This window comes from Halorientalis sp. (genome assembly GCF_028275115.1).
In the GTDB taxonomy this organism is placed as follows: domain Archaea; phylum Halobacteriota; class Halobacteria; order Halobacteriales; family Haloarculaceae; genus Halorientalis.
Genome location: NZ_JAQCNH010000041.1, coordinates 1 through 23,931, shown reverse-complemented (window position 1 = coordinate 23,931; position 23,931 = coordinate 1). Strand labels below are relative to the sequence as shown.

The 23,931-nt window shown below is 64.2% G+C and carries 22 protein-coding genes and 1 tRNA gene; 6 read left to right on the top strand and 17 right to left on the bottom strand.

Translation table 11 applies throughout. The features are described 5' to 3' along the window. Positions 1 to 48: 48 nt before the first annotated feature. Complete coding sequence (locus Q0964_RS06910) at positions 49 to 402, top strand: cell division protein SepF (protein WP_299265182.1); 354 nt, start codon at positions 49 to 51, stop codon at positions 400 to 402. Here the strand turns inward: Q0964_RS06910 and Q0964_RS06905 are convergent, their stop codons facing one another. The 3 genes from Q0964_RS06905 to Q0964_RS06895 are packed head-to-tail and all read right to left on the bottom strand — an operon-like array spanning position 403 to position 2,748. Beyond that, positions 403 to 867: a DUF6114 domain-containing protein gene (locus tag Q0964_RS06905; protein WP_299265179.1), complete on the bottom strand. Its 465-nt coding sequence runs from the start codon at positions 865 to 867 to the stop codon at positions 403 to 405. Continuing rightward, positions 864 to 2,096: a hypothetical protein gene (locus tag Q0964_RS06900; RefSeq protein ID WP_299265176.1), complete on the bottom strand. Its 1,233-nt coding sequence runs from the start codon at positions 2,094 to 2,096 to the stop codon at positions 864 to 866. The genes Q0964_RS06905 and Q0964_RS06900 overlap by 4 nt, the downstream gene beginning before the upstream one ends. Further along, positions 2,086 to 2,748, bottom strand: a complete 663-nt coding sequence (locus Q0964_RS06895) for a hypothetical protein (protein ID WP_299265173.1) — start codon at positions 2,746 to 2,748, stop codon at positions 2,086 to 2,088. The genes Q0964_RS06900 and Q0964_RS06895 overlap by 11 nt, the downstream gene beginning before the upstream one ends. Before the next feature lie 332 nt (positions 2,749 to 3,080). Between Q0964_RS06895 and Q0964_RS06890 the strand changes: the two genes are divergently transcribed. The 3 genes from Q0964_RS06890 to Q0964_RS06880 are packed head-to-tail and all read left to right on the top strand — an operon-like array spanning position 3,081 to position 5,226. Further along, the gene (locus Q0964_RS06890; RefSeq protein ID WP_299265172.1) at positions 3,081 to 4,013 is read left to right on the top strand and encodes an ABC transporter ATP-binding protein; all 933 of its coding nucleotides are present in this window, start codon (positions 3,081 to 3,083) and stop codon (positions 4,011 to 4,013) included. Further along, complete coding sequence (locus tag Q0964_RS06885; RefSeq protein WP_299265169.1) at positions 4,010 to 4,858, top strand: ABC transporter permease; 849 nt, start codon at positions 4,010 to 4,012, stop codon at positions 4,856 to 4,858. Before Q0964_RS06890 ends, Q0964_RS06885 begins: the two co-directional genes overlap by 4 nt. A gap of 56 nt (positions 4,859 to 4,914) precedes the next feature. After that, positions 4,915 to 5,226 carry an ASCH domain-containing protein gene (locus Q0964_RS06880; RefSeq protein WP_299265167.1) on the top strand — a complete coding sequence of 104 codons (312 nt, stop codon included), beginning with the start codon at positions 4,915 to 4,917 and terminating at the stop codon, positions 5,224 to 5,226. Positions 5,227 to 5,236: 10 nt separating this feature from the next. On the opposite strand, the gene Q0964_RS06875 is transcribed toward Q0964_RS06880, so the two are convergent. From Q0964_RS06875 to Q0964_RS06850, 6 genes are all read right to left on the bottom strand, one after another. Further along, positions 5,237 to 6,646: a cytochrome P450 gene (locus tag Q0964_RS06875; protein ID WP_299265165.1), complete on the bottom strand. Its 1,410-nt coding sequence runs from the start codon at positions 6,644 to 6,646 to the stop codon at positions 5,237 to 5,239. A gap of 1,144 nt (positions 6,647 to 7,790) precedes the next feature. Beyond that, positions 7,791 to 7,862: transfer RNA gene (locus Q0964_RS06870), tRNA-Ala, on the bottom strand. 116 nt (positions 7,863 to 7,978) lie between these two features. Then, positions 7,979 to 8,287 (bottom strand): 30S ribosomal protein S10, encoded by a 309-nt coding sequence (rpsJ, locus tag Q0964_RS06865; RefSeq protein WP_092661954.1) that lies wholly within the window; start codon positions 8,285 to 8,287, stop codon positions 7,979 to 7,981. A 3-nt stretch (positions 8,288 to 8,290) separates the two neighbouring features. Further along, entirely contained in the window at positions 8,291 to 9,556 is a 1,266-nt protein-coding gene (gene tuf, locus Q0964_RS06860; RefSeq protein WP_299265162.1) for a translation elongation factor EF-1 subunit alpha, read from the bottom strand. 163 nt (positions 9,557 to 9,719) lie between these two features. Beyond that, entirely contained in the window at positions 9,720 to 10,673 is a 954-nt protein-coding gene (locus Q0964_RS06855) for a homoserine dehydrogenase (protein WP_299265160.1), read from the bottom strand. After that, a complete protein-coding gene (locus Q0964_RS06850) occupies positions 10,670 to 11,206 on the bottom strand; it encodes an amino acid-binding protein (protein ID WP_299265157.1) in 537 nt (178 codons plus the stop codon). Before Q0964_RS06850 ends, Q0964_RS06855 begins: the two co-directional genes overlap by 4 nt. 333 nt (positions 11,207 to 11,539) lie before the next feature. Between Q0964_RS06850 and Q0964_RS06845 the strand changes: the two genes are divergently transcribed. Beyond that, the gene (locus tag Q0964_RS06845; protein WP_299265154.1) at positions 11,540 to 13,321 is read left to right on the top strand and encodes a hybrid sensor histidine kinase/response regulator; all 1,782 of its coding nucleotides are present in this window, start codon (positions 11,540 to 11,542) and stop codon (positions 13,319 to 13,321) included. Positions 13,322 to 13,399: 78 nt separating this feature from the next. Here Q0964_RS06845 and Q0964_RS06840 read toward each other — a convergent pair whose 3' ends face one another. After that, entirely contained in the window at positions 13,400 to 13,627 is a 228-nt protein-coding gene (locus Q0964_RS06840; RefSeq protein ID WP_299265152.1) for a hypothetical protein, read from the bottom strand. A gap of 297 nt (positions 13,628 to 13,924) precedes the next feature. Continuing rightward, positions 13,925 to 16,111: an elongation factor EF-2 gene (locus Q0964_RS06835; protein ID WP_299265149.1), complete on the bottom strand. Its 2,187-nt coding sequence runs from the start codon at positions 16,109 to 16,111 to the stop codon at positions 13,925 to 13,927. A gap of 204 nt (positions 16,112 to 16,315) precedes the next feature. On the opposite strand from Q0964_RS06835, the gene Q0964_RS06830 reads away from it, so the two are divergent. Next, positions 16,316 to 17,065, top strand: coding sequence for a DUF5781 family protein (locus Q0964_RS06830; protein ID WP_299265146.1), 750 nt, complete (start codon positions 16,316 to 16,318; stop codon positions 17,063 to 17,065). A 6-nt stretch (positions 17,066 to 17,071) separates the two neighbouring features. On the opposite strand, the gene Q0964_RS06825 is transcribed toward Q0964_RS06830, so the two are convergent. From Q0964_RS06825 to Q0964_RS06800, 6 genes are all read right to left on the bottom strand, one after another. Then, the gene (locus Q0964_RS06825; protein ID WP_299265144.1) at positions 17,072 to 17,482 is read right to left on the bottom strand and encodes a DUF6114 domain-containing protein; all 411 of its coding nucleotides are present in this window, start codon (positions 17,480 to 17,482) and stop codon (positions 17,072 to 17,074) included. 35 nt (positions 17,483 to 17,517) lie between these two features. Then, a complete protein-coding gene (locus Q0964_RS06820; RefSeq protein ID WP_299265141.1) occupies positions 17,518 to 18,192 on the bottom strand; it encodes a DUF6114 domain-containing protein in 675 nt (224 codons plus the stop codon). A gap of 58 nt (positions 18,193 to 18,250) precedes the next feature. After that, positions 18,251 to 20,794, bottom strand: a complete 2,544-nt coding sequence (locus tag Q0964_RS06815; protein WP_299265138.1) for a PKD domain-containing protein — start codon at positions 20,792 to 20,794, stop codon at positions 18,251 to 18,253. Between the two features lie 199 nt (positions 20,795 to 20,993). Further along, positions 20,994 to 21,488: a DUF6114 domain-containing protein gene (locus Q0964_RS06810; RefSeq protein ID WP_299265136.1), complete on the bottom strand. Its 495-nt coding sequence runs from the start codon at positions 21,486 to 21,488 to the stop codon at positions 20,994 to 20,996. Positions 21,489 to 21,569: 81 nt separating this feature from the next. Then, positions 21,570 to 22,328, bottom strand: coding sequence for a hypothetical protein (locus tag Q0964_RS06805; RefSeq protein WP_299265134.1), 759 nt, complete (start codon positions 22,326 to 22,328; stop codon positions 21,570 to 21,572). A gap of 501 nt (positions 22,329 to 22,829) precedes the next feature. Beyond that, a partial coding sequence (locus Q0964_RS06800; protein WP_299265130.1) for a carboxypeptidase-like regulatory domain-containing protein occupies positions 22,830 to 23,931 on the bottom strand: 1,102 nt, incomplete at its 5' end.

Below are 23,931 nucleotides of genomic sequence, written 5' to 3'. Positions count from 1 at the left end.
CGTGTGTCTGACGAAAAACCTATGCTTTTGCCAGTCGGTTTGGCGGGTATGGGTTTCATGAACAAACTCCTGGGTGAGTCGGGGTCGACGCGTCGCACCGACGATTACGTCGAACTCGACGGCGTCCAGGCGCCGGAGGCACAGGCTGACACGCAGATGCACATCGCGAAGATCAGCGAGAAACAGGACGTCATCGACATCAAGGACGCGGTGTACGCTGGAGACATCGTCATCGCCGACATCACGCGGCATACGACCCAGGACCGCACGATGGAGCAGATAACCGACGAACTCCAGCAGGTCGCCCGCGGCGTCGGTGGCGACATCGTCCAGAAAGACGAGGACCAGATCATCATCACGCCCCGGGGCGTCAAGATCAGCCGCGAGAAACTCGGCCGCTGACTACTGTTCGTCTTCTCCGCTCTCTTCGTCCAGAACCAGCCGTTCGTACTCCGCTGTCGGTCGCCAGGCGAAACAGAGGACGCCGCCGGCGCTCGCGACGACCATCCCGACGAGGTAGCCACCGAACGCGACGAGGAAAGACACCGACGCGAGCACGAGCCCCGCTATCCCGAGTACCCGTGCCCGTTCGGGCCGCAACAGTACCGCCACACCGACGAAGACGATGCCCGCGCCGACGACGGTCCCGAGAGTGGAGATCGGATATCCGTCGAACGGTCGTGTACTCAGGACGACCTGAACCGACGGCCAGGCGACGAGCAACCCGCCGACCACGAGCAGGAGTGCGCCGCCGAACGGCCGGGCGCGGCGCCACTCGGCGAACGTGATCGTCTCCACGTCCGCATCGTCGTCCGTAGCGGTCAAAACGCCGTCGGAGCCATCGAATTCCGAGCTATCGGGCGTCACAGGCAGTTGTCGGGCGCAGTCTGTGCCTCCGCCGGCCCGCCGTCGGCCGGGATCGGTTCGCGAACACCGCTGTTGTTCCCCAGTTCGGCGCCGATCTTGAGCTTGAACTCCGTCAGCACCGTCTCCGAGCTACCGAGCTGGTGGGCCAGCAGCGACACGTCGCGGCCGCTGGTCAGCCGCGGGTTGGTGTCCAGCCCGAGCCGGATGTCGTTGATCGTCCCGAAGCCGCTGTCGTTCTGCGGCGTACACGTCCAGTAAGCGATGTTGTCGGCCGGAATCCCGGGCGTGCCGGGGAACTTGATCAGGTCCAGCCGGGCGGTCAGTTTCTCCGACCGGAACTCCGAAACGTACACGTCGATAGCGCGGCCGTCGTCCGTCTCACTCGAGGCGACGGCCTGCGAGGCAGACAGCTCGAAGAAAACGTTCCGGCCGCCACGCAGGTCCGTAAAGAGGTTCTCGTAGATGAGGAACTCGTCGAGTTCCACGTCCGCGACCTTCGTACTGTCGAGCTGCTGTCGGGCGGCCCGGTTGATGTTCTCCTGGCTCGTGCTGTCGACGGTGATATCGAGACAGTCTTCGCCGCCGATTGCGAAGCCGGGGTCGGTGTCGCAGTCGGTCTGGTAGCTGTACGTGCCGGCGTTGAGCGACGACTGGCTGACGACGAATCCGTCTATCGTGTCCGACTGTGCAGGGAACGGTTCGCCGGAGACAGCCGGGGCGGCGGTAAAGACGAGTGCAACGACGAGCCCGCAGACCAGCGCGGCGCGACCGGCACGGAACATCGGTCCACGCTCGATACGAACGGTGCGCTGGTGGTCCCGGGCGAGACAGACCACCGCACCGACCCCGCCGATCACGAACCCGGTGAAGACCAGTTCTGGGTGGGCGAACGGGACGCCCGAGAGCAGGAGGCCGGCGAACGTGAACCCGACCAGGCCGAAGCCGACGCCACCGGCAGTCCGGGCCGTCTCCGGTCTGGCGAGGACGGACAGTCCGAGGACGACGGCGACGAACGGCGCGACCGTGCCGGCGAACCCGACTGGCGTGATGCGAGCCAGCGGCACCGACGACAGCTGTGCGAGGACACGCCAGGCGAGGACGGCGCTGCCAACTGTCAGCAGCGTCGCACCGAGCGCCGGTCTGGTCGCGGTCCACCGGTCGAACCGGGCCTGGAGTCCGGCGACGTGGTCGGACGACAGGTCGCCGTCGGTCGTCTCTTCACGCGCCATATTCGAACTCACCATCACTGTCGAAGTCGTACCGCACTCTCAGGGAGAGGTCCGAGAGCTGGAGTTGGTCCGCAGAGAGCGTCGAGGTCGTAATCTTCGCCCCGCGCAACTCGAACGCCTGGTCGCCGTCACTCGGTCTGACCGCACCCGGATCGCTGCCCTCGATCTGGAGTGGGTCGTTCGTGTTGGGCGCCTGGTTCGGTTCCGGCCCGGCGTAGGCCTTGAACCGGTCGAAGATTTCCGGTCCCGTTCGCTCGTCGAGGACGAACCCCCGCCAAGTCGCAGTCTGGGCGGTAATTCGGTCGGTTTTGAACGCGACACCACGTGCCGTCGCTTCTTCGCTCCGGACCTGTACCTGTAACCGTCCCGTGAGTCCCGGGACGTCGCTGACGTTGAGCGTCTTCTGCAGGTTCAGATTGCGGATGTAGCTTCGCTCCACCTCGAACAGCACCGATGGCGTGACGATCTCCGTCTCCGCCGGCACGACGGTCGCCTCGGACGCTGTCAGGTAGTCGGCCGATACGTTGAATCCCCCAGAGCTGCTCAGCGGCACTGAAACGCCCACCCCGGTGCTCAGTATCAACAGGCCGACGAGCGCCCACAACGTGAGCAACACGCCAACGCCGCTGGCTAGCCGTTTGGTATCGTACATTGTTCGATCCGTCCGGACCGAACGAGCCCCCCCGACCATGTCCTGGTCGTCGACGGAGACACTCCGTCGTCGCGTCCGCGAGCGCACACTGTGCGCCGTAGCGGTGTGGTGCTGTTCCCCCCTGGTTGCCAGCAACGCGACGGCTTGGCGGTGTGGCCGGTGCTGACTCGGTTCGGTTCCTTGGTCTGTCGATATCAGCCAATTCATATCAATGTTCCGACCGCGGGAACCGCCTGTCCGGCCAGTTGCCTGCGGTTTCCGGGCGAACGCGCGGAGCTCAAACCAGGCCGAAAACGTGGGGCTTACCCGAACAGGACTGCTGACACTGGATAATGACACTCGCCATCCGAGCCCGTAATCTCGTGAAAGAGTACGACGACGTGCGGGCGCTGGACGGTCTCGACATCTCGGTCGAGGCCGGAGAGTTTTTTGGCCTGCTCGGACCGAACGGCGCGGGCAAGACTACGTTCATCAACATCCTCGTCGGGTTGGCCCACCGGACCGACGGCGAGGCGGCCGTGTTCGGCCACGACGTGGGCGACGAGTACCAGCAGGCTCGCGACGCCATCGGCCTCGCCCCACAGGAGTACAACGTGGACCGCTTCTTTCCAATCCAGGAGGTACTGGAGCACAAGGCCGGCTATCACGGCATCGCCTCTGGCGAGGCCACTCGCCGGGCCGAGGAGGCGCTCAAGACTGTCGGCATCTACGAGAAACGCGACACGCGCTTCGACTGGCTCTCCGGCGGTATGAAGCGGCGGTTCATGCTCGCACGGGCGCTGGTGTCCGACCCCGACCTGCTGATCCTCGACGAGCCGACCGCCGGCGTCGACGTGCAGTTGCGCCGGGACCTCTGGGGCGTCATCAACCGCATGAACGACACCGGGACCACCATCCTGTTGACCACCCACTACATCGAGGAGGCCGAACGCCTCTGTGACCGGGTGGCCATCGTGGACGAAGGCCGGAAAGTCGAGGAGGCGAGTCCCGACGAACTGATGGACCGGGGCACCGACCGGATCAGTGTCTCGACGCGCTCGACGCCAGCGACCGCGCCCGACTTAGACCTGCCCGACATCCACGACGCGCGAGTCGACGACGGCGAGTTGGTCGTCACCGCCGCCCGCGGGAGTTCGGTCGTCCCCGACCTGCTCCGCCAACTCGAGGCGGCCGGCTACACCGTCACCGAGGTCGACATCGAGCGTGCGTCGCTCGAAGAGGTGTTCGTCGACGTGACGCGCACCGAGAGCGCGGTCGAAGCATGAGCGGCGACGACAGCAGCGTGGCGAGCGATGGCGGGGTGACTGCAGGCGAGTCGACCGCCGGCCTCGGCCGCCTGTTCCCGACTGGCTTCCGGACGCTGTTCCACCGTGAGGTGTTGCGGTTCCTCCGCCGCCCCCGGAACACGTTCCTCCCGCCGGCGATCACGAACGTGCTCTACTTCTCGGTGTTCGGCGTCATCCTCGGAGGCCGGATCGACTCGTTCGCGCTGGGCGGCCGAGAGATCGAGTACATCGCGTTCATTCTCCCCGGCCTCATCGTGCTGGGTGCCATCTCGAACGCCTTCGAGAACTCCTCGTTCTCGATCTTCCACGGCCGCTGGAACGAGTACATTCACGAAGTGTTGACCTCGCCGCTGCCCTACTCTTCGATGGTGCTGGCGTACATCCTCTCGTCGGCGCTCCGCGGACTCATCGTCGGGGTCATCATCGGGCTGATCGGCCTGCTGTTTACCAGTGTCCCGGTTTCACGCCCGCTCTATCTGGGTGCGTTCATGCTCGTTATCTGCCTGTTGTTTGCGAGTTTCGGCGTCGTCGGCGGACTGTGGGCACGGGACTTCGACTATCTCACCGTCCTGAACCAGTTCATCCTCCGCCCGCTGGTCTTTTTCGGCGGCGTCTTCTACTCGCTTGACGCGCTGGACGGGCTGGCTTACACCGTCTCGCTGTTGAATCCGATGGTGTACATGGTCAACGGCGTGCGGTTCGGCTTCTTCGGGGCGGCCGAGCTGCCGCCCAACGAGTCGCTGGTCGTCCTCTCGGTATTAACTCTGGCCGTCGTCGCCCTCAACGTCGAGCTGTTCCGGCGCGGCTACGGGCTGGTGGACTGATCTGTGCGTGGTGCCGCGAGCTGAACCGTTTTGAGGCGCGAGCCCTAACAGTAGGTGTGCCCGAACTCGAACCCGACACGCTGTTGCCCAGCGACCGGATGCAGGAACAGGCCCTCGACGGCGAAGTGACGCAGATCCACCGCGGCCAGCAGTACGCCGACGAGGGAGACGCCTTCCGGATCGACGAGACGACCTTCGAGATCGTCGCCGTCGACGAGCGAACGCTCGGCGACATGACCGACGAGGACGCCCAGGCGGAGGGCGCCCGCGACCTCGACCACTACAAACAGATCCTCGAACGCGCCCACGACAACTTCGAGTGGGAGGACGACTCCGAGATTGTGATGCACCGCTTCGAGCGGCAGTAGCCGACGCCGGTCAGCGCTCGGTCACCAGGAACTCCTGGCCCGGTTCCATCCGCAGCGTCATCTCCGGTGAAACCGGGGGTTCCCCGTTGGCGTCGTTCTCACCTAACCACCCCAGCTCGTACTGCCGACCGAGCGTCGCCAGCGTCAGTTTCGCCTCTAGCAGCGCGAACTGTCGCCCGATACAGATGCGCGGTCCACCACCGAACGGGGCGTACGCGAAGTCGTGGAGGTCGGAGCGGAGGTCGCCGTCCCATCGCGACGGTCGGAACTGTTCGGGGTCGTCGTAGAACCGTGGGTCGCGGTGGACGTGCCGGATCGCCAGCCCGAGCAGTTCGTCCTCCGGGACCCGGTAGCCGTCGAAGACGACCGATTCGGTCGTCAGGCGGGGCAGGGTGTACACCGGCGGGTACAGTCGCAACGTCTCGGTGACGATGCGCTCGGTAACCGGGAGAGTGTCCAGGTCGTCGACTGTCGGCGGGCCGTCCAAGGCGTCGATTTCTGCGTGGAACCGCTCGCGGACCTCGGGGTGGTTCGCTAGCGCCCAGCAACTGAACGTCAGCGTCGTCGTCGTCGTGTCGTGTCCGGCGAAGACGATGGTCACCATCTGGTCGCGCAGCCGCTCGTCGGTCAGCATACCCGAGTCCACGGCCCCCGCCTCGCGCAGCCCCACGAGCAGGGACAGCAGGTCCTCGGCGTCCGTGGGGTCGGCCGGCGCGTCGCCGGCTCGCTCGTCGAGCAGGCGCTCGGCCTCGGCTTCGAGCGTCCGCTTTGCCGACTTGAACCGGCGGCGTGCAGGTGTCGGCATCCACTCCGGCAGGAGATACGACGTGGGCTGGAACCAGTCGTGAAGGTGTTCGGCGCTCTCGCGCAACCGTCGGTCACCGTCCAGGTCGAGTTCCCGGCCCAGCACCGTCGCGAAGAGGACGTCCAGCGCCAGGTCGGTGAACTCCCGCTGGAGGTCCAGCCGTTGTCCGTCCGTCCAGCGGTCGACCCGGCGTTGGACCTGTTCGACGATGCCGTCCGCGTACCCCAGCACGCTGTCCCGAGTGAAAAGCGGCTGCATCGCCTCGCGCTGTCGTTGCCACTCCGCACCTTCGACCGTCAACAGCCCCTCCCCGAAGGCGATTCGGAAGTCCTGCGATTTGCGGAACTTCTCCCGCTCCGTGACCAGGGCACGTTTGAGGTGGTCGGGGTGGCCCACGACGAACTGGTCGCCACGGCCCAGTATCCGCATGCGACAGACGTCACGCGTCGCGAGTGCTCGCTCGCCGAACCCGATCAGATCCGTCATCAGCCCCCTAAAATGCAACCACGGCGGGTCGAGATTCGGTGGATACGGCGCGAGCGGCGCGTCTGCCGTTCCCTCCGATGGATTGGTCCCGTCGACGGTCTGTTCCCCCTGGTCAGTGTCGGACGACATGGTTACAACTGTGAATCCCTGGGAGATTAACTCCAGTGTTTGCAAATCACATACCGGTCACGCGAGTAAGTCGTAGCCACCGCGAACGTCGGCCGGTGTCGGTGCGCTGCCCTGCCTTCGAGCGTCCGTAGCGCGTTCGTGCCGTCGGCCTCACCAGGTTCGCCCGGCCCGAGGCTGGACTCTCCGGGACGTCCTGACCGGGGCGCCCCCGATTCCGCAACCGTCGGTTCCCTCGGCGAGAGAGTGTCGGTGCCGGAGGGTGAGGCCTCGGCGTGGTCACAGTCGGGACATCACGAACTCTCAGTCCCACTGCAGGAACCAGCGCCGGGAAGAACGTCAGACTCGTCCGTGAAACGTCCCCGTGAACGCGATGTCGCCCGGTTATTACCCGCAGGCCGCGAGTCGCAGGACGTGCGCACAGGACGGGTCGGTCGCGGTCCACGCCACGTCGTGGGCCCTCCGTCCGGTCCAAGAGCCCGTGGCGGGGATTCCTCTGTCGTTGTTTCCGCTGGGCTGTTTCCCGCAGAACTCCGCGAACATCGGCGACCGCTTGCCACCGTGGAGGGAGTGCAGGGTCTAGTTACGCATGGGCCAACGCCGTCCTGGGCCGTGATCTCGACGCCGAAATCGTTGGGCCCGGCAGTCGACTCGTCGTCGATGCGTTCGGTCGTCTGAGTTGGGTCGTACACTGACACAACCCGTGCGAGCGTACCGGGCCGACGGTCGGCGACCGGAGCGCCCGTCACGGCAGCATCGTGACCGGCAGGGGCGTATGGGTGGAGAGCGCTCAACGCCGCTTAGCCCCGATCAGAATACACTCGAACAGTGATTCGAGATAGTGACATGAGGGAGACTGCTGAAGCGTCGGTGGTACTAGATATTACTTTCCGGGCCGAGACGGACAGTTCGTCAAATGTTGGACCGGCTTGGACTCGCAGGGACCGAATCGACTTGTGAGTTCGCGGGCATCCGCGGCACGAAGCGCCGCGATTCACTCCGCGCGGGCGGAGTGAGCGCGGCGCTAATTTCTCACCACAGTTTGCGAGGCCCACGAGAGCAAGACTCTCGTGAGCAAACCAGAAATCTACGGTTACTGGTGTGAGTGGCCGCAACCCCGTCGCGACCCGAGAGTAAAAAAGTGGGATGGACTCGCTGGGATTTGAACCCAGGGCCTCTTCCTTGCGAAGGAAGCGATCTACCGCTGATCTACGAGCCCGCATCTGATGATTGCATAGCGACGCTGTTATAGCTTCTGTTCCGGTCCTCGAAGGCGCGAGTGTGTCGCGCGTGAGACGGTGGCCGGTCCACCGGAACGAACCCGGGCGGGCCGGTTCAGTCCTCGAGGACGATCTCGATTGAGACGTCGTTGGGCACCTGAATCCGCATCAGTTGCCGCAGTGCGCGTTCGTCGGCGTCGATGTCGATCAGCCGCTTGTGGACGCGCATCTCCCAGTGTTCCCACGTGGCGGTCCCCTCACCGTCGGGGGACTTCCGAGCGGGAACTTCTAGGGTCTTGGTCGGGAGCGGCACCGGGCCGCTGAGTTTGACGCCCGTCTTCGACGCGATTTCGCGGACGTCGTCGCAGATGTCGTCTAGGTCCTCGGGACTCGTACCTGCGAGCCTGACGCGAGCCTGCTGCATGCGTTAGGGCTCCTGGACGCTCAGGACTTTGCCAGCTGCGATGGTCTGGCCCATGTCACGGATAGCGAAGGAGCCGAGTTCCTCGATTTCGGAGGACGGCTCGATGCTGAGTGGCTTCTGCGGGCGCACCGTGACGACTGCAGCGTCGCCCGACTGGATGAAGTCCGGCTCTTCCTCGGCCGTCTCGCCGGTCGAGGGGTCGATCTTCCTGTCGATAGACTCGACGGTACAGGCGACCTGTGCCGTGTGGGCGTGGAAGACCGGGGTGTAACCCGCGGTGATCACGCTCGGGTGCTGCATCACGACGATCTGCGCCTGGAACGTCTCGGCGACGCTCGGCGGGTCGTCGGCGGGACCACAGACGTCGCCACGACGGATGTCGTCTTTACCGATGCCGCGGACGTTGAACCCGACGTTGTCGCCGGGTTCGGCTCTGGGCACTTCCTCGTGGTGCATCTCGATGGTCTTGACCTCGCCGCTCACGTCGGAGGGCTGGAAGCTGACATTGTTACCGGTGTTCAGCGTCCCCGTCTCGACGCGGCCGACCGGCACGGTACCGATCCCGGAAATCGTGTAGACGTCCTGAATCGGGAGGCGGAGGTCGGCGTCCGTCGGCGGCTGGGGCTCGGGCAGGTCGTTGAGTGCTTCGAGCAGGTTCGGCCCGTCGTACCATGGCGTCTCGTCGGAGTCGTCAGCGACGTTGTCGCCCTCGAACGCCGAGATCGGAATGAACTTGGCGTCGTCAGGGTTGAACTGGACCTGCTTGAGCAGTTCCGTGACTTCGTCGACGGTCTCTCGGTATCGGCCTTCTTCGTAGTCGACGAGGTCCATCTTGTTGATGCCGATGATGAGCTCGTCGATGCCCAGCGTGCGGGCCAGGAAGACGTGCTCGCGTGTCTGTGGCTGGACGCCGTCGTCCGCCGCACAGACGAGCACGGCGTTGTCGGCCTGGCTCGCGCCCGTGATCATGTTCTTCACGAAGTCGCGGTGACCCGGACAGTCGACGATGGTGAACTCGTACTCGTCGGTGCTGAACTCTTGATGGGCGATGTCGATGGTGACGCCGCGTTCACGCTCCTCGGCGAGGTTGTCCATGACGTAGGCGAACTCGAAGCCGCCCTTGCCTTTCTCTTCTGCTTCTTCTTTGTGCTGTTCGATGACGTGTTCGGGTACGCTCCCCGTCTCGTAGAGGAGGCGCCCGACCAGCGTACTCTTTCCGTGGTCCACGTGGCCGATAATGGCCAGATTCTGGTGACGTTCGTCGCTCATTGATTATCTCACGCGCAAAGGCGCTATATCGGACACATTCGGTGGAAGCAGTTAAAACGATTTCGATAGGTGGCGTTCGTCGTCCCCCCGCCGTCTTGCGTTTTGGGAGACCGTCACACGACAGGGATGGAAATCGCGTTGGAGTGGGCTGGCCGTCGGCCGCTCACAGCTCCGGCAGTCGCCCCACGTCGGAGAGGACGGCTGTCGCGGTCTCGGGCCCACCAGCGCCCCGGCCACTGAGGTTGAGTCGGCCCGCGTGGTCGGTCTCCAGTTGCACGATATTGGTCGTTCCACCGACCGCGAGGTCACCGTGCTGGGAGACGAGGCGCGGGCCCACGCACACGCCCTCGCTGCTGACCTCGCCGATGAGGCGGACCGTTCGGCCGTCCTCGTGGGCCAGTTCCAGCGCGCTCCCGGGCACGTCCGTGATGCCGTCGACCGCGGCGTCTTCCAGCCGGTAGGTGCGCTCACCCTGTGCGAGGACGTTGGCGAGGATCACACACTTCAGCGCCGCGTCGGTCCCCTCCACGTCGAAGGAGGGGTCGGCCTCTGCGACACCCATGTCTTGGGCCTCCGCGAGGACGTGTTCGTAGTCCAGCCCCTCGGCGGCCATCCGGGTCAGCACGAAATTCGCCGTCCCGTTGAGAACGCCACGCGCGGCGACGATGTTGTCCGGCCCGACGTCCTCGACCGTCGAGAGCACGGGTATGGCCCCGCCAACGGCCGCCTCGAACCGGACCGCGCCCGCACTCTCTGCCTCCAAGTCACTGACCTCGTCGTATCGCACGGCGACCGGGCCTTTGTTGGCCAGTACGGCGTGACGGTCCCGTTCCAGTGCCGTCCGGACGTGACCAAAGCCTGGCTGTGCGTCACCCAGCGTCGTCGGCGTCGCCTCAACGAGGGCGTCGTACTCGCCGTCGAGCGCGTCCTCGGGAGCGGCGGTCCCGACCTGACCGTCCTCGCGCTTGCGCTCCAGCGCGGCGGCCACGTCGATCCCACCGGCATCGACGGCCGCACTCCTGGAGTCCGCCAGAGCGGTGACGGTGTGTCCGTACCCGCTCGCGAGGTCCGCGACCGAGCGACCCACGTCGCCAGCGCCGACGACCGCGAGTCTCACGCCGCATCACCCCCCGTGAGCGGCTCGATGACACGGAGGTCCTTCTCGCTCGCAACCGACCGAACCGCCGAGAGGACGCTGTCGGTCTCGCCACTCTGTGTCGCCAGCCGGAGCCGGGCGCTCGCGCCGTTCTCGGTCCCGTCGGGCGCGGAGAGCGACACGTCGGTCACGGAGGCGTCGGTCCCGTCCTGGATCGCCGACAGCGTATCGGACAGATCCGTCTGGACGAGCTGGCCGACGAGTATCACCGTGAGTTCCTCGCTGTACTGTTCGGCACCGGCCTGGATCACGTTGACCCCGGCCTCCCGCAGGGCCTCGACGATGTCGTCGAACCGCTCGGGCGTCGCCTCCAGGTCGACCTCGACCGGGATGTGCCCCCGCGGTGTCAGGTTCCCCCGTTCGTGGAAGATCGAGAGCAGGTTCCCGCCGTTGTTTGCGATGGGGCCAAGCGCCCGCAGCAACTCGCCCGGTTCGTCGACGAGTTCCAGCCGGATCGTGTAGGCGTGGACCTCGTCGGCGTGGCCGTCGTTCATGTTCCGGTCACCCCCGCTCCGCAACGTCCGTCGTCTGGTAGATACCGCCGCGACCGGTCTCCGGTCCCGTCACTGGTCATACCACCATCTGACACACGGATCGACATAAGAACCACCTTTTTACTGTCGAGAGCGCGCAGTTCGTACGCACACACCCGCAGAGACGTGGGGTCGAACCCCTCGGTGTTCGGTGCACTCGTGGCGAGTACCCGTGTCCGCCTCGTCGCCGGCGCGTAGCGGTTCGAGCGCTGCCCGTTCGCGAGCAGTCCCGTGCCGTCCGTGTGCCCCCCTAATTTATTACGCTAATGCCCTTGTCTGAGATGAGGTGGCAATGTGCGAACGAACGAGGATCCGATCCGTGTCCTCCACGTCGACGATGACCCGGAGTTAGCAGCGGCGGTCGGCGTCTTCATGGAGAAGGAAGACGACCGACTCGAAGTCGAACCCGCAACGAGCGCAAGCGAGGGGTTGGAGCGACTCGCCGCCGACGAGTTCAACTGCATCGTGTCCGACTACAACATGCCAGGCCGGAACGGTATCGAATTTCTCGAAGCCGTTCGGGAGGAGTACCCCGACTTTCCGTTCATTCTCTACACGGGCAAAGGGAGTGAGGAGGTAGCCAGCGAGGCCATCTCCGCGGGCGTTACCGACTACCTGCAGAAGAAAGGCGGCACAGAACAGTACGAACTGCTCGCGAACCGTATCGTGACGTCGGTCGACGGACATCTCGCACAGCAGGAAGCTGACTGGCAGGAGACCATCATCCGGAACATGGGCGAGGGTGTCTACGTCTTCGACGGCGATCATACTCTCCAGTACGTCAAATTCAGAGTGTCAGATATCGACAAAACGTCCGAATCGAACTGGATCGGCCGTCACATCTCGTATTTTGAAACGACGGATTTGCTCTCACCGGACGAGACTGACCGGATCAAAGACGGTATCGACCGTATTCTCGATACCCGGTCCGACGAGATTCGCGTCGAGATCGAGCCACTGCTCCCCGAATCGGTGGACGTGCTCAGCCTCCGTCTGACTCCCGTCCGGACCCGGGAAGACGAGGATCTGGTCCTCGCCACGTCTCGGGACGTCACCGAGTCCAAAGAGCGAGAACAGGACCTGCAGGAACTGAAACGCCAGTACGAGACGGTAGCCGAGCACTTCCCCGACGGCGCGGTCTATCTTATCAACGCGGATCTCGAATACGTTCGCGCCCGGGGGAAGGAGCTACAGGACGTCGGCCTCTGCTCGGACCAGATCGAGGGAATGAAACCTCACGACGTGTTTCCGGACGAAATTGCCGACGAGCTCTGTCAGCAGTACGAGAGAGCCTTCGAGGGCGACGCCTACACGCTCGAACAGACGTATCAGGGCCAACGCTACCGGATACAGCTAGCCCCCGTGCGAACCGAGGACGGCGAAATCGACCGGATCATCGCCGTCTCGCAAAACATCACGGAGTCCGCCCGGAAGAAGGAGCGTCTCGAACGCCAGAACGAGCGTCTGGAGGAGTTCACCAACGTCGTCTCCCACGACCTTCGGAACCCTCTGGAGGTGGCCGAAACCCGGGTCGAACTGGCCGAGCGCGAGTGTGACAGCGAGCATCTCGACCACGCTGCACGTGCGCTTGACCGGATGGAGCGGCTGATCGAGAATCTGCTCGCACTCGCGCAAGACGGGGAATCCGTCGGCGAGATGGCGGCCGTCGCGCTCCCGGCGCTCGCGGAGACGTGCTGGCAGGCCGTCGAGACGGCGGAGGCGACGCTCGTCACCGAGACGGAAGCCACGATCCAGGCCGACCGGGAACGGTGTCGACAACTCCTCGAAAACCTGCTTCGGAACGCCGTCGAACACGGTAGCAGGGATGTGATCATCACGGTCGGTGCACTCGACGAGCCGGTGGGATTCTACGTCGCCGACGACGGGCCGGGCGTTCCCACCGACGAGCGCGACGTGGTCTTCGAGAGTGGCTATTCGACGACCCGCGACGGGAGCGGGTTCGGGTTGGCAATCGTCAGGGAGATCGCCCAGGCACACGGCTGGACGATCGACGTGACCGAGAGTCGGCATGGCGGCGCACGCTTCGAGATCACTGGTGTCGAAATGATCGAATGATGTAGAAAACACCTGCCGACTGACGCCATCGGCGCTCGTCGGCAGTGAACCGCCTCGCGCTCCGCGCTCGGCGGACGTTCACGGCAACACCCGATCATACATCGCGTCGATTCGTTCGTTCCACTGACGTCCCTGCTCGCGACTTCCGCCCCACGGGTTCCGGGAAAAGTAGTACATGCTCGCGAGGATGACGCCGATTGTCACCGGGAGGTTCGGGTCCGCGATGGCGAAACTCAGCATGAAGTGTGAGAGACCGGCGATCAGTCCCCCAATGAGGATGTCCAGAATCTGGTGGAGCAGCGACATACCACGGTATAGGGGCCGCTACGGGGTAAAGTTGGTCAACTACACTGCGGAGCGGTGCGGGTGCGGCCGCGGGGCTGTGCGGTGCAGTGCGGTAGAGAGGAGAGCATCCAGCATCCGCGCGAGCGCAGCGAGCGCGGTTCACCGGACGCGCAAAGCGCGCGTCCGGCAGATTTTCCCCAAGTTTTTGCAATAGTGAGGGAGCAAAGCTCCCTCGTACCATGCGAACGGGCGGCTTCGCCGCCCGTGAGCAGACGGGGGGGTTTGCGGCGCGAACCCCCCGCAGTAAAGAGTGGGGGCCTAGAAGTAGTCGAGCGCTTCCGGCAACTCCGTCTTCATGCCTTTCCGTTCGCGAATCTCTGTGATCTGGTCGGGCTGGAGGTTGTCGGCCATGACTTGGAAGCCGGCGTTCTCGGTGTTCCAAGAGGCACGGCCCTCGGTGGCGGAGCGGATGTCGCTGGAGAAGCCGATCATCTCCTCGACGGGCGCGACGCCCTCGACGACCATCAGATCGCCTTCCTGATACATGTCGTCGACGCGGCCACGACGACCCTGGATTTCGCCGGAGGCAGCGCCCATGTGATCGTTGGGCACGTCGATCCGGACCTCTTGAATCGGCTCCAGCAGGCGGATTTCGGCGTCGACCAAGGCGTTGTGGACGGCCTCCCGGACGGCCGGGATTACCTGTGCTGGGCCGCGGTGGATGGCGTCTTCGTGGAGTCGCGCGTCGTGCAGGCGAATCAGCGCACCCTCGACGGGTTCGGCGGCCAGTGGCCCGTCGTCAAGGGCCTCTTCGAGCCCCTCTACGACGAGTTCCATCGTCTCGTTGAGGTGCTGAATCCCCTTCGTGTCGTCGATGAGGATGTTGGTGCCGTGCATGGTCTCGACTTCCTGCGCGGTGTCCTTGTCGAGACCGGCTTCCATCATCGCCTCGCGCCGTTCGAGTTCCGGCATATCCATCGACGCGTCGCCCATCTTGATCGTCTCGACGACGTCGTCCGGGAGCGGTTCAATGGAGATGTAGAACCGATTGTGGCGGTTCGGCGAGATGCCCTCGACTTCACGCGAGGGGTCCTGCGGTGCCTCACGGAAGACGACGATCGGTTCGCCGGTGTTGACGGGGATACCCTGGTTGCGCTCGATGCGCTGTGTGATGACCTCTAAGTGGAGTTCGCCCTGCCCGGAGATCAGGTGCTCGCCGGTGTCCTCGTTGATTTCGATCTGGATCGTCGGGTCCTCCTTGGACACCTGCTGGAGCGTCTCGATGAGCTTGGGCAGGTCGTCCATGCGCTGGGCTTCGACGGACTTCGTGATGACCGGCTCGGAGATGTGTTCGATGGATTCGAACGGCGTCATCTCGATGCTCGAAACCGTCGAGCCGGCGATGGCGTCTTTGAGGCCGGTGACGGCGGCGATATTCCCGGCGGGGACACGGTCGACCTCTTCGCGCTCACCGCCCATGTAGATACCGACGCTCTGGATGCGGTTCCTGCCGGCGGTACCGGAGACGTACAGCTCTTGGCCCTTCTCGATGGTGCCCGAGAAGACGCGGCCGGCGGCGATTTCGCCGGCGTGTGGGTCGACACCGATGTCGGTGACCATCAGGACGACCTCGCCGTCTTCGTCGACGAGGCGCATCGTGTCGGCGAGTTCTGACTCGGAGTCACCACGCCAGACGCGCGGGATGCGCATCGGCTGTGCGTCGATGGGGTTAGGGAAGTGCTCACAGACCATGTCGAGGACGACGTCGGCCAGGGGTGTCCGCTCGTGGAGTTCCTGGCGTTTGTCGGCCTGTTCGAGGTCGATGACATCGCCGAAATCCATGCCGGTGCGCTCCATCGACGGCGTGGAGACGCCCCACTTGTAGAGCGCGGACCCGAAGCCGACCGTCCCGTCTTCGACGGAGACGGTCCAGTCGTCGATGTCTTCCATCTCCTCGGTCATGCCGCGGATGAGTTCGTTCACGTCGCGGATGACCGCGGTCAGTCGCTCCTGCATCTCCTGAGGACCCTCTTCGAGTTCGGAGATGAGGCGGTCGACCTTGTTGATGAACAGTGCGGGCTTGACACCCTCGCGGAGTGCCTGCCGCAGGACCGTCTCGGTCTGGGGCATCGCGCCTTCGACGGCGTCCACGACGACCAACGCGCCGTCAACGGCACGCATCGCACGGGTCACGTCACCACCGAAGTCGACGTGGCCGGGGGTGTCGATGAGGTTGATCAGGTGGTTGGTGTCACCGTACTCGTGGGTCATCGAGACGTTCGCCGCGTCGATAGTGATCCCGCGTTCCTGTTCGTCCTCTTCAGTGTCCATCGCGAGTTGTTCGCCGGCCGTCTCGTCGGAGATCATCCCCGCACCGGCCAGCAGATTGTCCGTCAGTGTCGTCTTGCCGTGGTCGACGTGCGCGGCGATGGCGATGTTCCGGATGTTCTCCGGCTCGTCCATCAGCCGTTCGCACTCCTGTACGATCTTCTTGCGTCGGCCCATTATACCCAATCGTATCGGAAGCAGAGTCAAAAGTGAAGTGGTTTGCCCCGGTGGCCGAACGTCCCGGAAACTGCCCGCGGAGCAACCCTTCCACTCGAAACCGGCGGCGTCCCGCGGGGGGAAGGCGGCACAGCCGGAAAACCACCGGCGGGCACCCGACCGCCCGCAAAGGTGATACGCGTCGCCCCCGTACTTTTCGATTATATGGACGTTCGCGTGCAGGGTACTGGGCTGACAGAGCCGTTTCTCAGCGCACGTGACCTCTTCGAGACCGAGTACGACCTCGACCGTCCGGTCTGTGTCTACGTTCGTGAAGACCCCGACGAACGCACTTGGACGAGCCACGACGCCGAGGGCCACGACCTCTCGATCTCCCGGCAGGCGGCCAGCAGCGCCATGGCCCGCGAGCTCGCACTCCACGAGTTCGCCCACATGCACCGCAACGAGCAGGGCCACCCGTCACACACACAGTCGACCAAGGAAGCGCTCTACCTCGCCCTCTCCGGGCGCAGCGTCGAGCGCCGGAAGCTCACCCACTGCTACCAGATCGCCAACCACATGAAAGACATCTACGCGGACGACCTCACGCTGTCGGTCGCGCCAGCGGATAAGCTCGTGGCCTTTCTCGAGTCGCGTCTGGCGACAGCAGTAGCCGACCGGCCGACAGACCCGACGAGTTGGACCCGATTAACCCCGGCAGCCGACCCGGAGATCACGGCCGTCAACGCCGCGTTCGCCCTGGCACTGGTCGAGCGCCACGACCTCGTCTCGTCCGACCACCGGCTGTACGACCTCGCGCACGCGGCCGCAGAGGACGCCCCGAGTATCCACTTCGAGCGCTTCAGAAAACGGTTCCGCTCGCTCGCAGACGACCCCGGTGAGAGCGAGTACCGGAAAGCCCTCGTCGACGTGACTCGGGAGTACGCTATCGACGAGCCACAGGCAGCGGACTGAGCCGGCTCACGGCTCGTCCTCGGATTCACCCCCGTCGGGAGCCGTCCAAGCGAACGCGAGAATGCCACCGATGCCGCCTAGCACGGACCCGATAACGAACCCCCCGAGCGCACCGAACAGCGACAGCGTCGCCAGAAGAATCCCGAGCCCACCGAGCACCGACGACAGCGACGGGACGGCAAGCACGAGCAGGCCACAGACGACGAGCGACCCACCGAACAGGATCGCCGAACCGGTGAACGAACCGGCGACAAAGAGGAGGAACTCGTCGTAGACCGCGGGCAAGAACGCCGTCAGGAATCCGGCGACGATCAACAGCGTCCCGCCGGAAAAGGGCCGCTGCCGACGCCAGCCGTCGAACGCGACCAGCCGCTCGCGCGCCGTCGCGAACCGATCACTGGTACGACCGTCGCCCATAGGCGCTCTGGCAGTGACGGCGTGAAAACAGTTTCCTAAAACTTGAACCGGTCGTCGAGGTCGCCGGTCTCAATGTCGTCGTCTGCGTCGGCGGCGTCGGCAACCGACGCGTCGTCCGCCTCACCGATGTCGAACCCGAGGCCGAGACCGTTCGCTTTCTCGTCGTCGTTGTCGCCGTCGCTCTCGTCGTCGGTCTGCCAGATGAACTCGGAGGTTTTCCCCCAGATGAACCCCGAGGTGCCGCCCCAGATGAACTCCGAGGTGCCACCCCAAATGAACTCCGACGCCTCGGCCACCGTCTTCACCTCGATACCGGCCTCCGTCGGCGGTTCCCAGGCGTAACAGAGGACGCCGCCGGCGGTTGCGATTGCCATGCCGACCAGGAAGCCACCGAGCGCCCCGACGAGCGACAGCGTGGCGAAGGCGATGCCGAACACGCCAAAGACCGATGCGAATTCGGGCCTGGTGAGGGTGGCGAGTCCACAGAACGCGACGAGTGAGGCGAAAAACAGCCCGACGACCGTGAACGCGCCACCGACGAACAGCAACTCGGCGGCGAACTGGATCGGAACCCAGCCGATGACCCCGCTCCCGACGAGCAACAGTGCACTCCCGAGCATCGGTCGCGGCTGTCGCCAGCGACGGAACTCACCCCGTGGGTCAGTCAGCCAGTCCCGAACCGACGACCCGTCTCCCGACGACGTTACCATGCGAGCGCAACTGCACTCCGAATCCGCTTTTGTCTTTCGACGATGTGTGGCGGCGAACTCAGAAGCAGAACCCGAAGAAGCACTCGTTGACGGTCACCGTGACGTCCGTGCTGGCGGTCGCCCCGTCGTCGTCGGTCACCGTCAGCGTCACCATCTTGTCGCCGGACGAGGAGAAACTGGTGTCGACCTGCTGGCCGGTTGCGTCGACCGTCCCGTCACCGTCGACGTCCCACTCGTAAGTCGTGATGGACCCGTCCGGGTCGCTCGACGCCGACCCGTCGAGGCTGACGGTCTCGTCGGGGTCGACCGGGTCGGGACTGGCCGACGCGCTCGCCGTCGGCGCGTCGTTGGTGTCGACTGTGAGCGAGACGTTCGTGCTAGCGGTCGCCCCGTCGTCGTCGGTCACCGTCAGCGTCACCGTCTTCTCACCAGCCGAGGCGAAGTTGGTGTCGACCCGCTGGCCGGTCGCGTCGACCGTCCCGTCACCGTCGACGTCCCACTCGTAAGTCGTGATGGACCCGTCCGAGTCGCCCGACGTCGACCCGTCGAGCGAAACCGGCTCACCAACTTCCACGGTCGTAGCGTTCGCCGACGCGCTCGCCGTCGGCGCGTCGTTGGTGTCGACCGTGACCGTGACAGTCGTTGTAGCGGTCGCACCATCGTTGTCGGTCACCGTCAGCGTCACCGTCTTCTCACCAGCCGAGGCGAAGCTGGTGTCGACCTGCTGACCGGTCGCGTCGTCCGTCCCGTCGCCGTCGACGTCCCACTCGTAGGCCACGACCGATCCGTCCGGGTCGCCCGACCCCGACCCGTCGAGCGAAACCGGCTCACCAACTTCCACGGTCGTAGCGTTCGCCGACGCGCTCGCCGTCGGCGCGTCGTTGGCGCCGACCGTGACCGTGATGTCCGTGCTGGCGGTCGCCCCGTCGTCGTCGGTCACCGTCAGCGTCGCCACGTAGCTGCCGGGGGAACTGTACGCGTACGTAGCCCGTGGCTGACCGGTGACTTCGGCCGTTCCGTCGCTATCGAAGTCCCACTCGTAGTCCACGATCGATCCGTCCGAGTCGTTCGACCCGGCCCCGTCGAACGCGACTACCTCGTTGACGTCTACGGTCGTAGGGTTCGCTGACACGTTCGCCGTCGGCGCGTCGTTGGTGTCGACCGTGACAGCCGTGGTGACGGTGTCAGTTGCCGTGTCGCCGTCGTCGTCGGTCACCGTCAGCGTCGCCGTCTTTTCGCCACCGCTACTGTACGCGGTGGTGACCTGCTGACCGGTCGCGTCGACCGTCCCATCACTGGTGAAGTCCCACTCGTAGGACGTGATCGTGCTGTTAGTGCCGGAGGACCCCGAGCCGTCGAGCGTGACGGACTCGCCGACCGTCACCTGGCTGGGACTCCCAGACGCGTTGGCGACCAGCGAGTCGGGAGTAGAGCTGTTCTGGACGGTGATGCTCACTGAACTCGAGGCCGTCGCGCCGTCGTCGTCGGTCACCGTCAGCGTCGCGGCGTAGCTGCCAGACTCGGTGTAGGTGTGTGTGACCTGCTGGCCCGCCGCGGTCGTCCCGTCGCCGAAGTCCCACTGGTAGAGCGTGATCGACCCGTCCAGGTCGCTCGATCCCGATCCGTCGAAGGTGATAGGCTGTCCCGACTCGACCGTGGTCGAGGAGGCGGTCGGACTGGGCATCGGCGGTTCGTTGCTCTCGACGACGACCGTCACCGGTTCGATCGTCGTCGCGCCGTCGTCGTCGGTCACTGTCAGCCGTGCGGTGTAGGCACCCGGTTCGTCGTAGACGTGCTCGGCCTGCTGCCCCGTAGCGGACGTCCCGTCACCGAACGACCACTCGTAGGCCACGATCGACCCGTCCGAGTCGTTCGACCCGGACCCGTTGAACGAGACTGTGTCACCGACACCGACCGTCGTCGAGTTGGCGTCAGCGTCGGCTGTCGGGGCCGCGTTGCCGCTCCCGCCGCCGGAACTCGTGTCGGCGCTGCACGGCCCCCACTCGAACGTGCCGTCGTCGTCGGCATCGTAACAGGCGAAGAATCGGAGATTCGTGATAGAGATACGGTCGGTCGCCAGGTAGTGTGCCCGGATTCGGACTCCACTACGGTCGGTCCCCTGGAGCGTGACTGGGCCGTCCGACCTGATGCTCCAGCGACCGCGTGCGTCGGACGCGTTCGTATCGTTGGTTAGGAAGCCGTTGAACGTCGCCTGGTCAGCACCGAGGGCGGTGGATTTCACCAGCACGTTCCCGCCGTCGGTCCCACCCGGCGACAGGAACTTTATCCGCAATGTTCCCGGGAGCGGAAACATCGGAACCGACCCCAGGTCGAGGTCCTTGGTCAGTGCGAACTGCTGGATGTCCGTGTTCGATAGCTGAACCACCGTCTGTGGGAAGTTGTCCTCCGAGTCGGTGTTCCCGACACCGGGGTACAACACCAAGTCGTCCGCAGTGATTTCAGACGCAGTGACATTGAATCCGCCCACACCGGCCAGCGGCAGCGCGTACGCGACGCCGGTCGACATTACCAGTAGTCCGATCAGTGCCCATGTCGCGATGGCGGTCCCAGCCCCCCGCGCGATGCGTTTCCGATTGTACATAGTGAACAGTCGCTCGTTGTGTGCCGTCCCACGGGCAGTCCCCAACCCCCTCGCCCGCTCAAACGCGCGTTGATATGTCCAATACGAGAGTCCAATCTGAACCTTACCCCGGATATTGACGGGCATTGATATACCGCCGGCAATGAATATCGCCGCCGGCAGGACTGTCAGAGCAACAGCACTGGCGGGCCGGACACGTTTACTGGTCGCCCTGCCAACTGAACTGGACGTCCTCGCTGGCACCCGCGTCCGAGGTGCCGGTACCGGTGCTGGCAGTGGACCCGTGGTCCGGGTCGGGGTGGCGCCAGGCAATACAGAGGTTGCCACCGGCGATTCCGACGAGCATCCCGACGAACATCCCGCCCAGTGCACCGATGAGCGAGAGAATCGAGAGTGCGATCCCAATGACGCCGAATATCGTCGACATCTCCGGCCGAGCCATCACGAAGGCACCGGCCAGGAATACCATAACCGCGAAGACGAGCCCGATGACTGTGAACGAGCCACCGATAATCGCGAGTTCGGTCGCGAACTGAATCGGGACCCAGCCGATGATTAGGCCACCAATCATCAGCAGAAGCGCGCCCATGAACGGCCGGCCCTGCCGCCACTGCTTGAACCGAGTAAGGCGGTCGCCGATACGGCGACGGATCGGACCTGGGACTGTGTGCCAGAGTTTTGTTCGAACAGACATTGTTTCTATCTCTTTCGTGGTATCGCACTAAAATTTCGGGACTGCTGTATCATAAAAGAGTAGTTGATTAGTTGGCTGTCGTTAGCTGGCGAACTCGTAGTTCTCGTCTCCGTCGGGGTCGTACTGGACCTCGAGGCGGAGGTTCGGAATCGTAATCGAGTCCGTGGCGAGGTAGGTCGCACGGATGAACGGCCGCTCCAGGAGCAGACCGGGACTAGAGCCACCGGTGTAGTTGTAGTTGGTGTCGTACTGGACCGGTGCGCCGTCGTCCGGAATCGGGCTGTTGGCGTTTTCCTGGGTGCGGAGTTCGAGCCAGCTGGTAATGTCACCTGGGTCCTCGACCTGGTTCTCCTTGATCTGGAGTCCCGAGAACGTCGCGTTGGTCGCGGCGATCTGCGGGGTCTTGATGAGGATGGAATTGGTCGTCACAGGCGGGCCGCTTGAGAGAATCTTGATCCGAGCGTTCCCGGGGATGATTGCGGGCGAGGCATCGGTCACCTTCGAGTACTCCCCGAGCTCGAACACCTTCGTTAGCTCCAGCCCCCTAATTTCGGTGTTCGTCAGTTCGACGATACCGACCGGATACTGGTCACGGTAGTCCGGCGCGCCCGGTTCGTTCTGGGCGTCCGGATTGATGCCAGTTGAGTTCTCTGCCTCTGAAGTACCGGGGTACAGGATCAGGTTGTCACCAGTAATTTCGTTGGCTTCGATTGTGAATCCACCGATACCTGCGACCGGCGTCGCGAATGCGGTGCCAGTGCTGAGGAAAAGCAGGCCGACAATTGCGACCACCCCAAGCGATGCACCCGTACTCTTTGCGAGTATGCTTTTATCGTACATTGATTTCTCACTCTCGTTCGTGCGCGCAGCACGCGTGGCATACGACAGTTCGTCACATTTCCCCCTATACGTCCCTGACACGAAGATACACGCCAGGTCCCAACACCACGGGAAGGCCGCCCACAGTTTCTCCCCACGAGAGTGCGAGCGGCGTAGCGGGAGAGCTCACGCCATCTCATCCCCTGTTACCACGTCATTGAAACACACGTACTGTATATTCCCTCAGTGTTTCCCCGGACATAGCCGGTTGTTTATATAACCGTCACCAGCTTACAGTATCCGGACAGTCGAAACAATCACGACGATCGCCAGACAGCGGCGTAATGCACGAAAGATGATCGTAGATCGATTCGAATCGTTACAACGAACATTTCGGTGGGTGAGTGTATGCTCGTCCGTGCTCGCCCGCGAGGTCAGAGAAGAGGCAGGGCCGTGTCTGGTAGTCTGCGGTCAGTGACGGGCCAGTGGTCAAAAAATATCGTCGGCTGGAGACCGATGCCGTTAGCTGCCGTTCTGCAGATTGAGTTCGATGTCGTAAGCCAGTTCGTTCTCACCACTGGGTGCGGGAATGCCCTGTTCGATGTTGACCTGTTCGGTCAGGTTTACGCCGAAGTAGCTCCCGCAGCTCGTGGCACTTTCGACCGAGAAGTCGTCCGTCACGACCTTCCCGGAGAGACTCCGGTTCAGTCGCTCACCGGAGACAGTGTCGGTACTAGGGAACGGTGAGGCGGTCGTGTAGCTCTTTTCGGTGGACGCCACGATCTGCGTGTTCGGAATCTCGCAGGTGTCCTCGGTCAGCAGGTTGGTCCGGCTAGAGTAGGGGTTCTGTGCTGGCGAATTGAAGCCGAAGATGGTGGGACCGACTGGCCAGATGGAGACGTCGATCGCAACGGTGGTCTCCAACGACGTTTCACCGGTCTGGGTGTCAAACGTTCCCTGGGCCCCGTCGACCGTCGAGAAGTCGGCATTGAAGTAGATGTTCTCGAAGTTCTCTTCCTGGGTGTCGTTGATAATTCCTGTCACGGGCGTGATGTTCAGGTCACCGACCCAGGAGTTGTTCGAGGGGTAGGCCGTCCCCCGGACGGTGATACAGTCATTTGTCGGCAGGAAGCCCGGGTCCTGTTCGGCCGGGTCGGGCTGCCCGTCACGGCAGCGTGAGTACGTGAGCGGCCGGTCGTTGTCCTCAGTCCCGGTGTGCAGGTAACTCTCATCACCGAGTACGTAACCCGTGAACTCTGTCGGACCGTCGAGGTCAACGATACCGTCACCGCCATCGTCGTTCTCGGCGGTCAGCGAGAAGTCCACCGTCGTAGTGTTGCTTTCCGTCACCGTCGCCGACTTGCTCACGGACTGGAAGCCGTCGGCGTTGGCCGTCACCTGGTAGCTGCCAGGCTCGAGTGACAGCGAGTAGCTGCCGTCGGCCGCCGTAGTCGTCGTCTCACCGCCGGCCAAAACTGTCGTCCCAGGCAGCGCGTCGCCGCTCGCGTTCGTCACGGTCCCGGCGACCGTGCCGTTCTGCACCGTCTCCGGGTTCAGCGTGATCTGTGCCGTTTCGGTATCGTTGGTGGTGGAGATACCGTGCGTGTAGGTGTCCGCCGCCAGG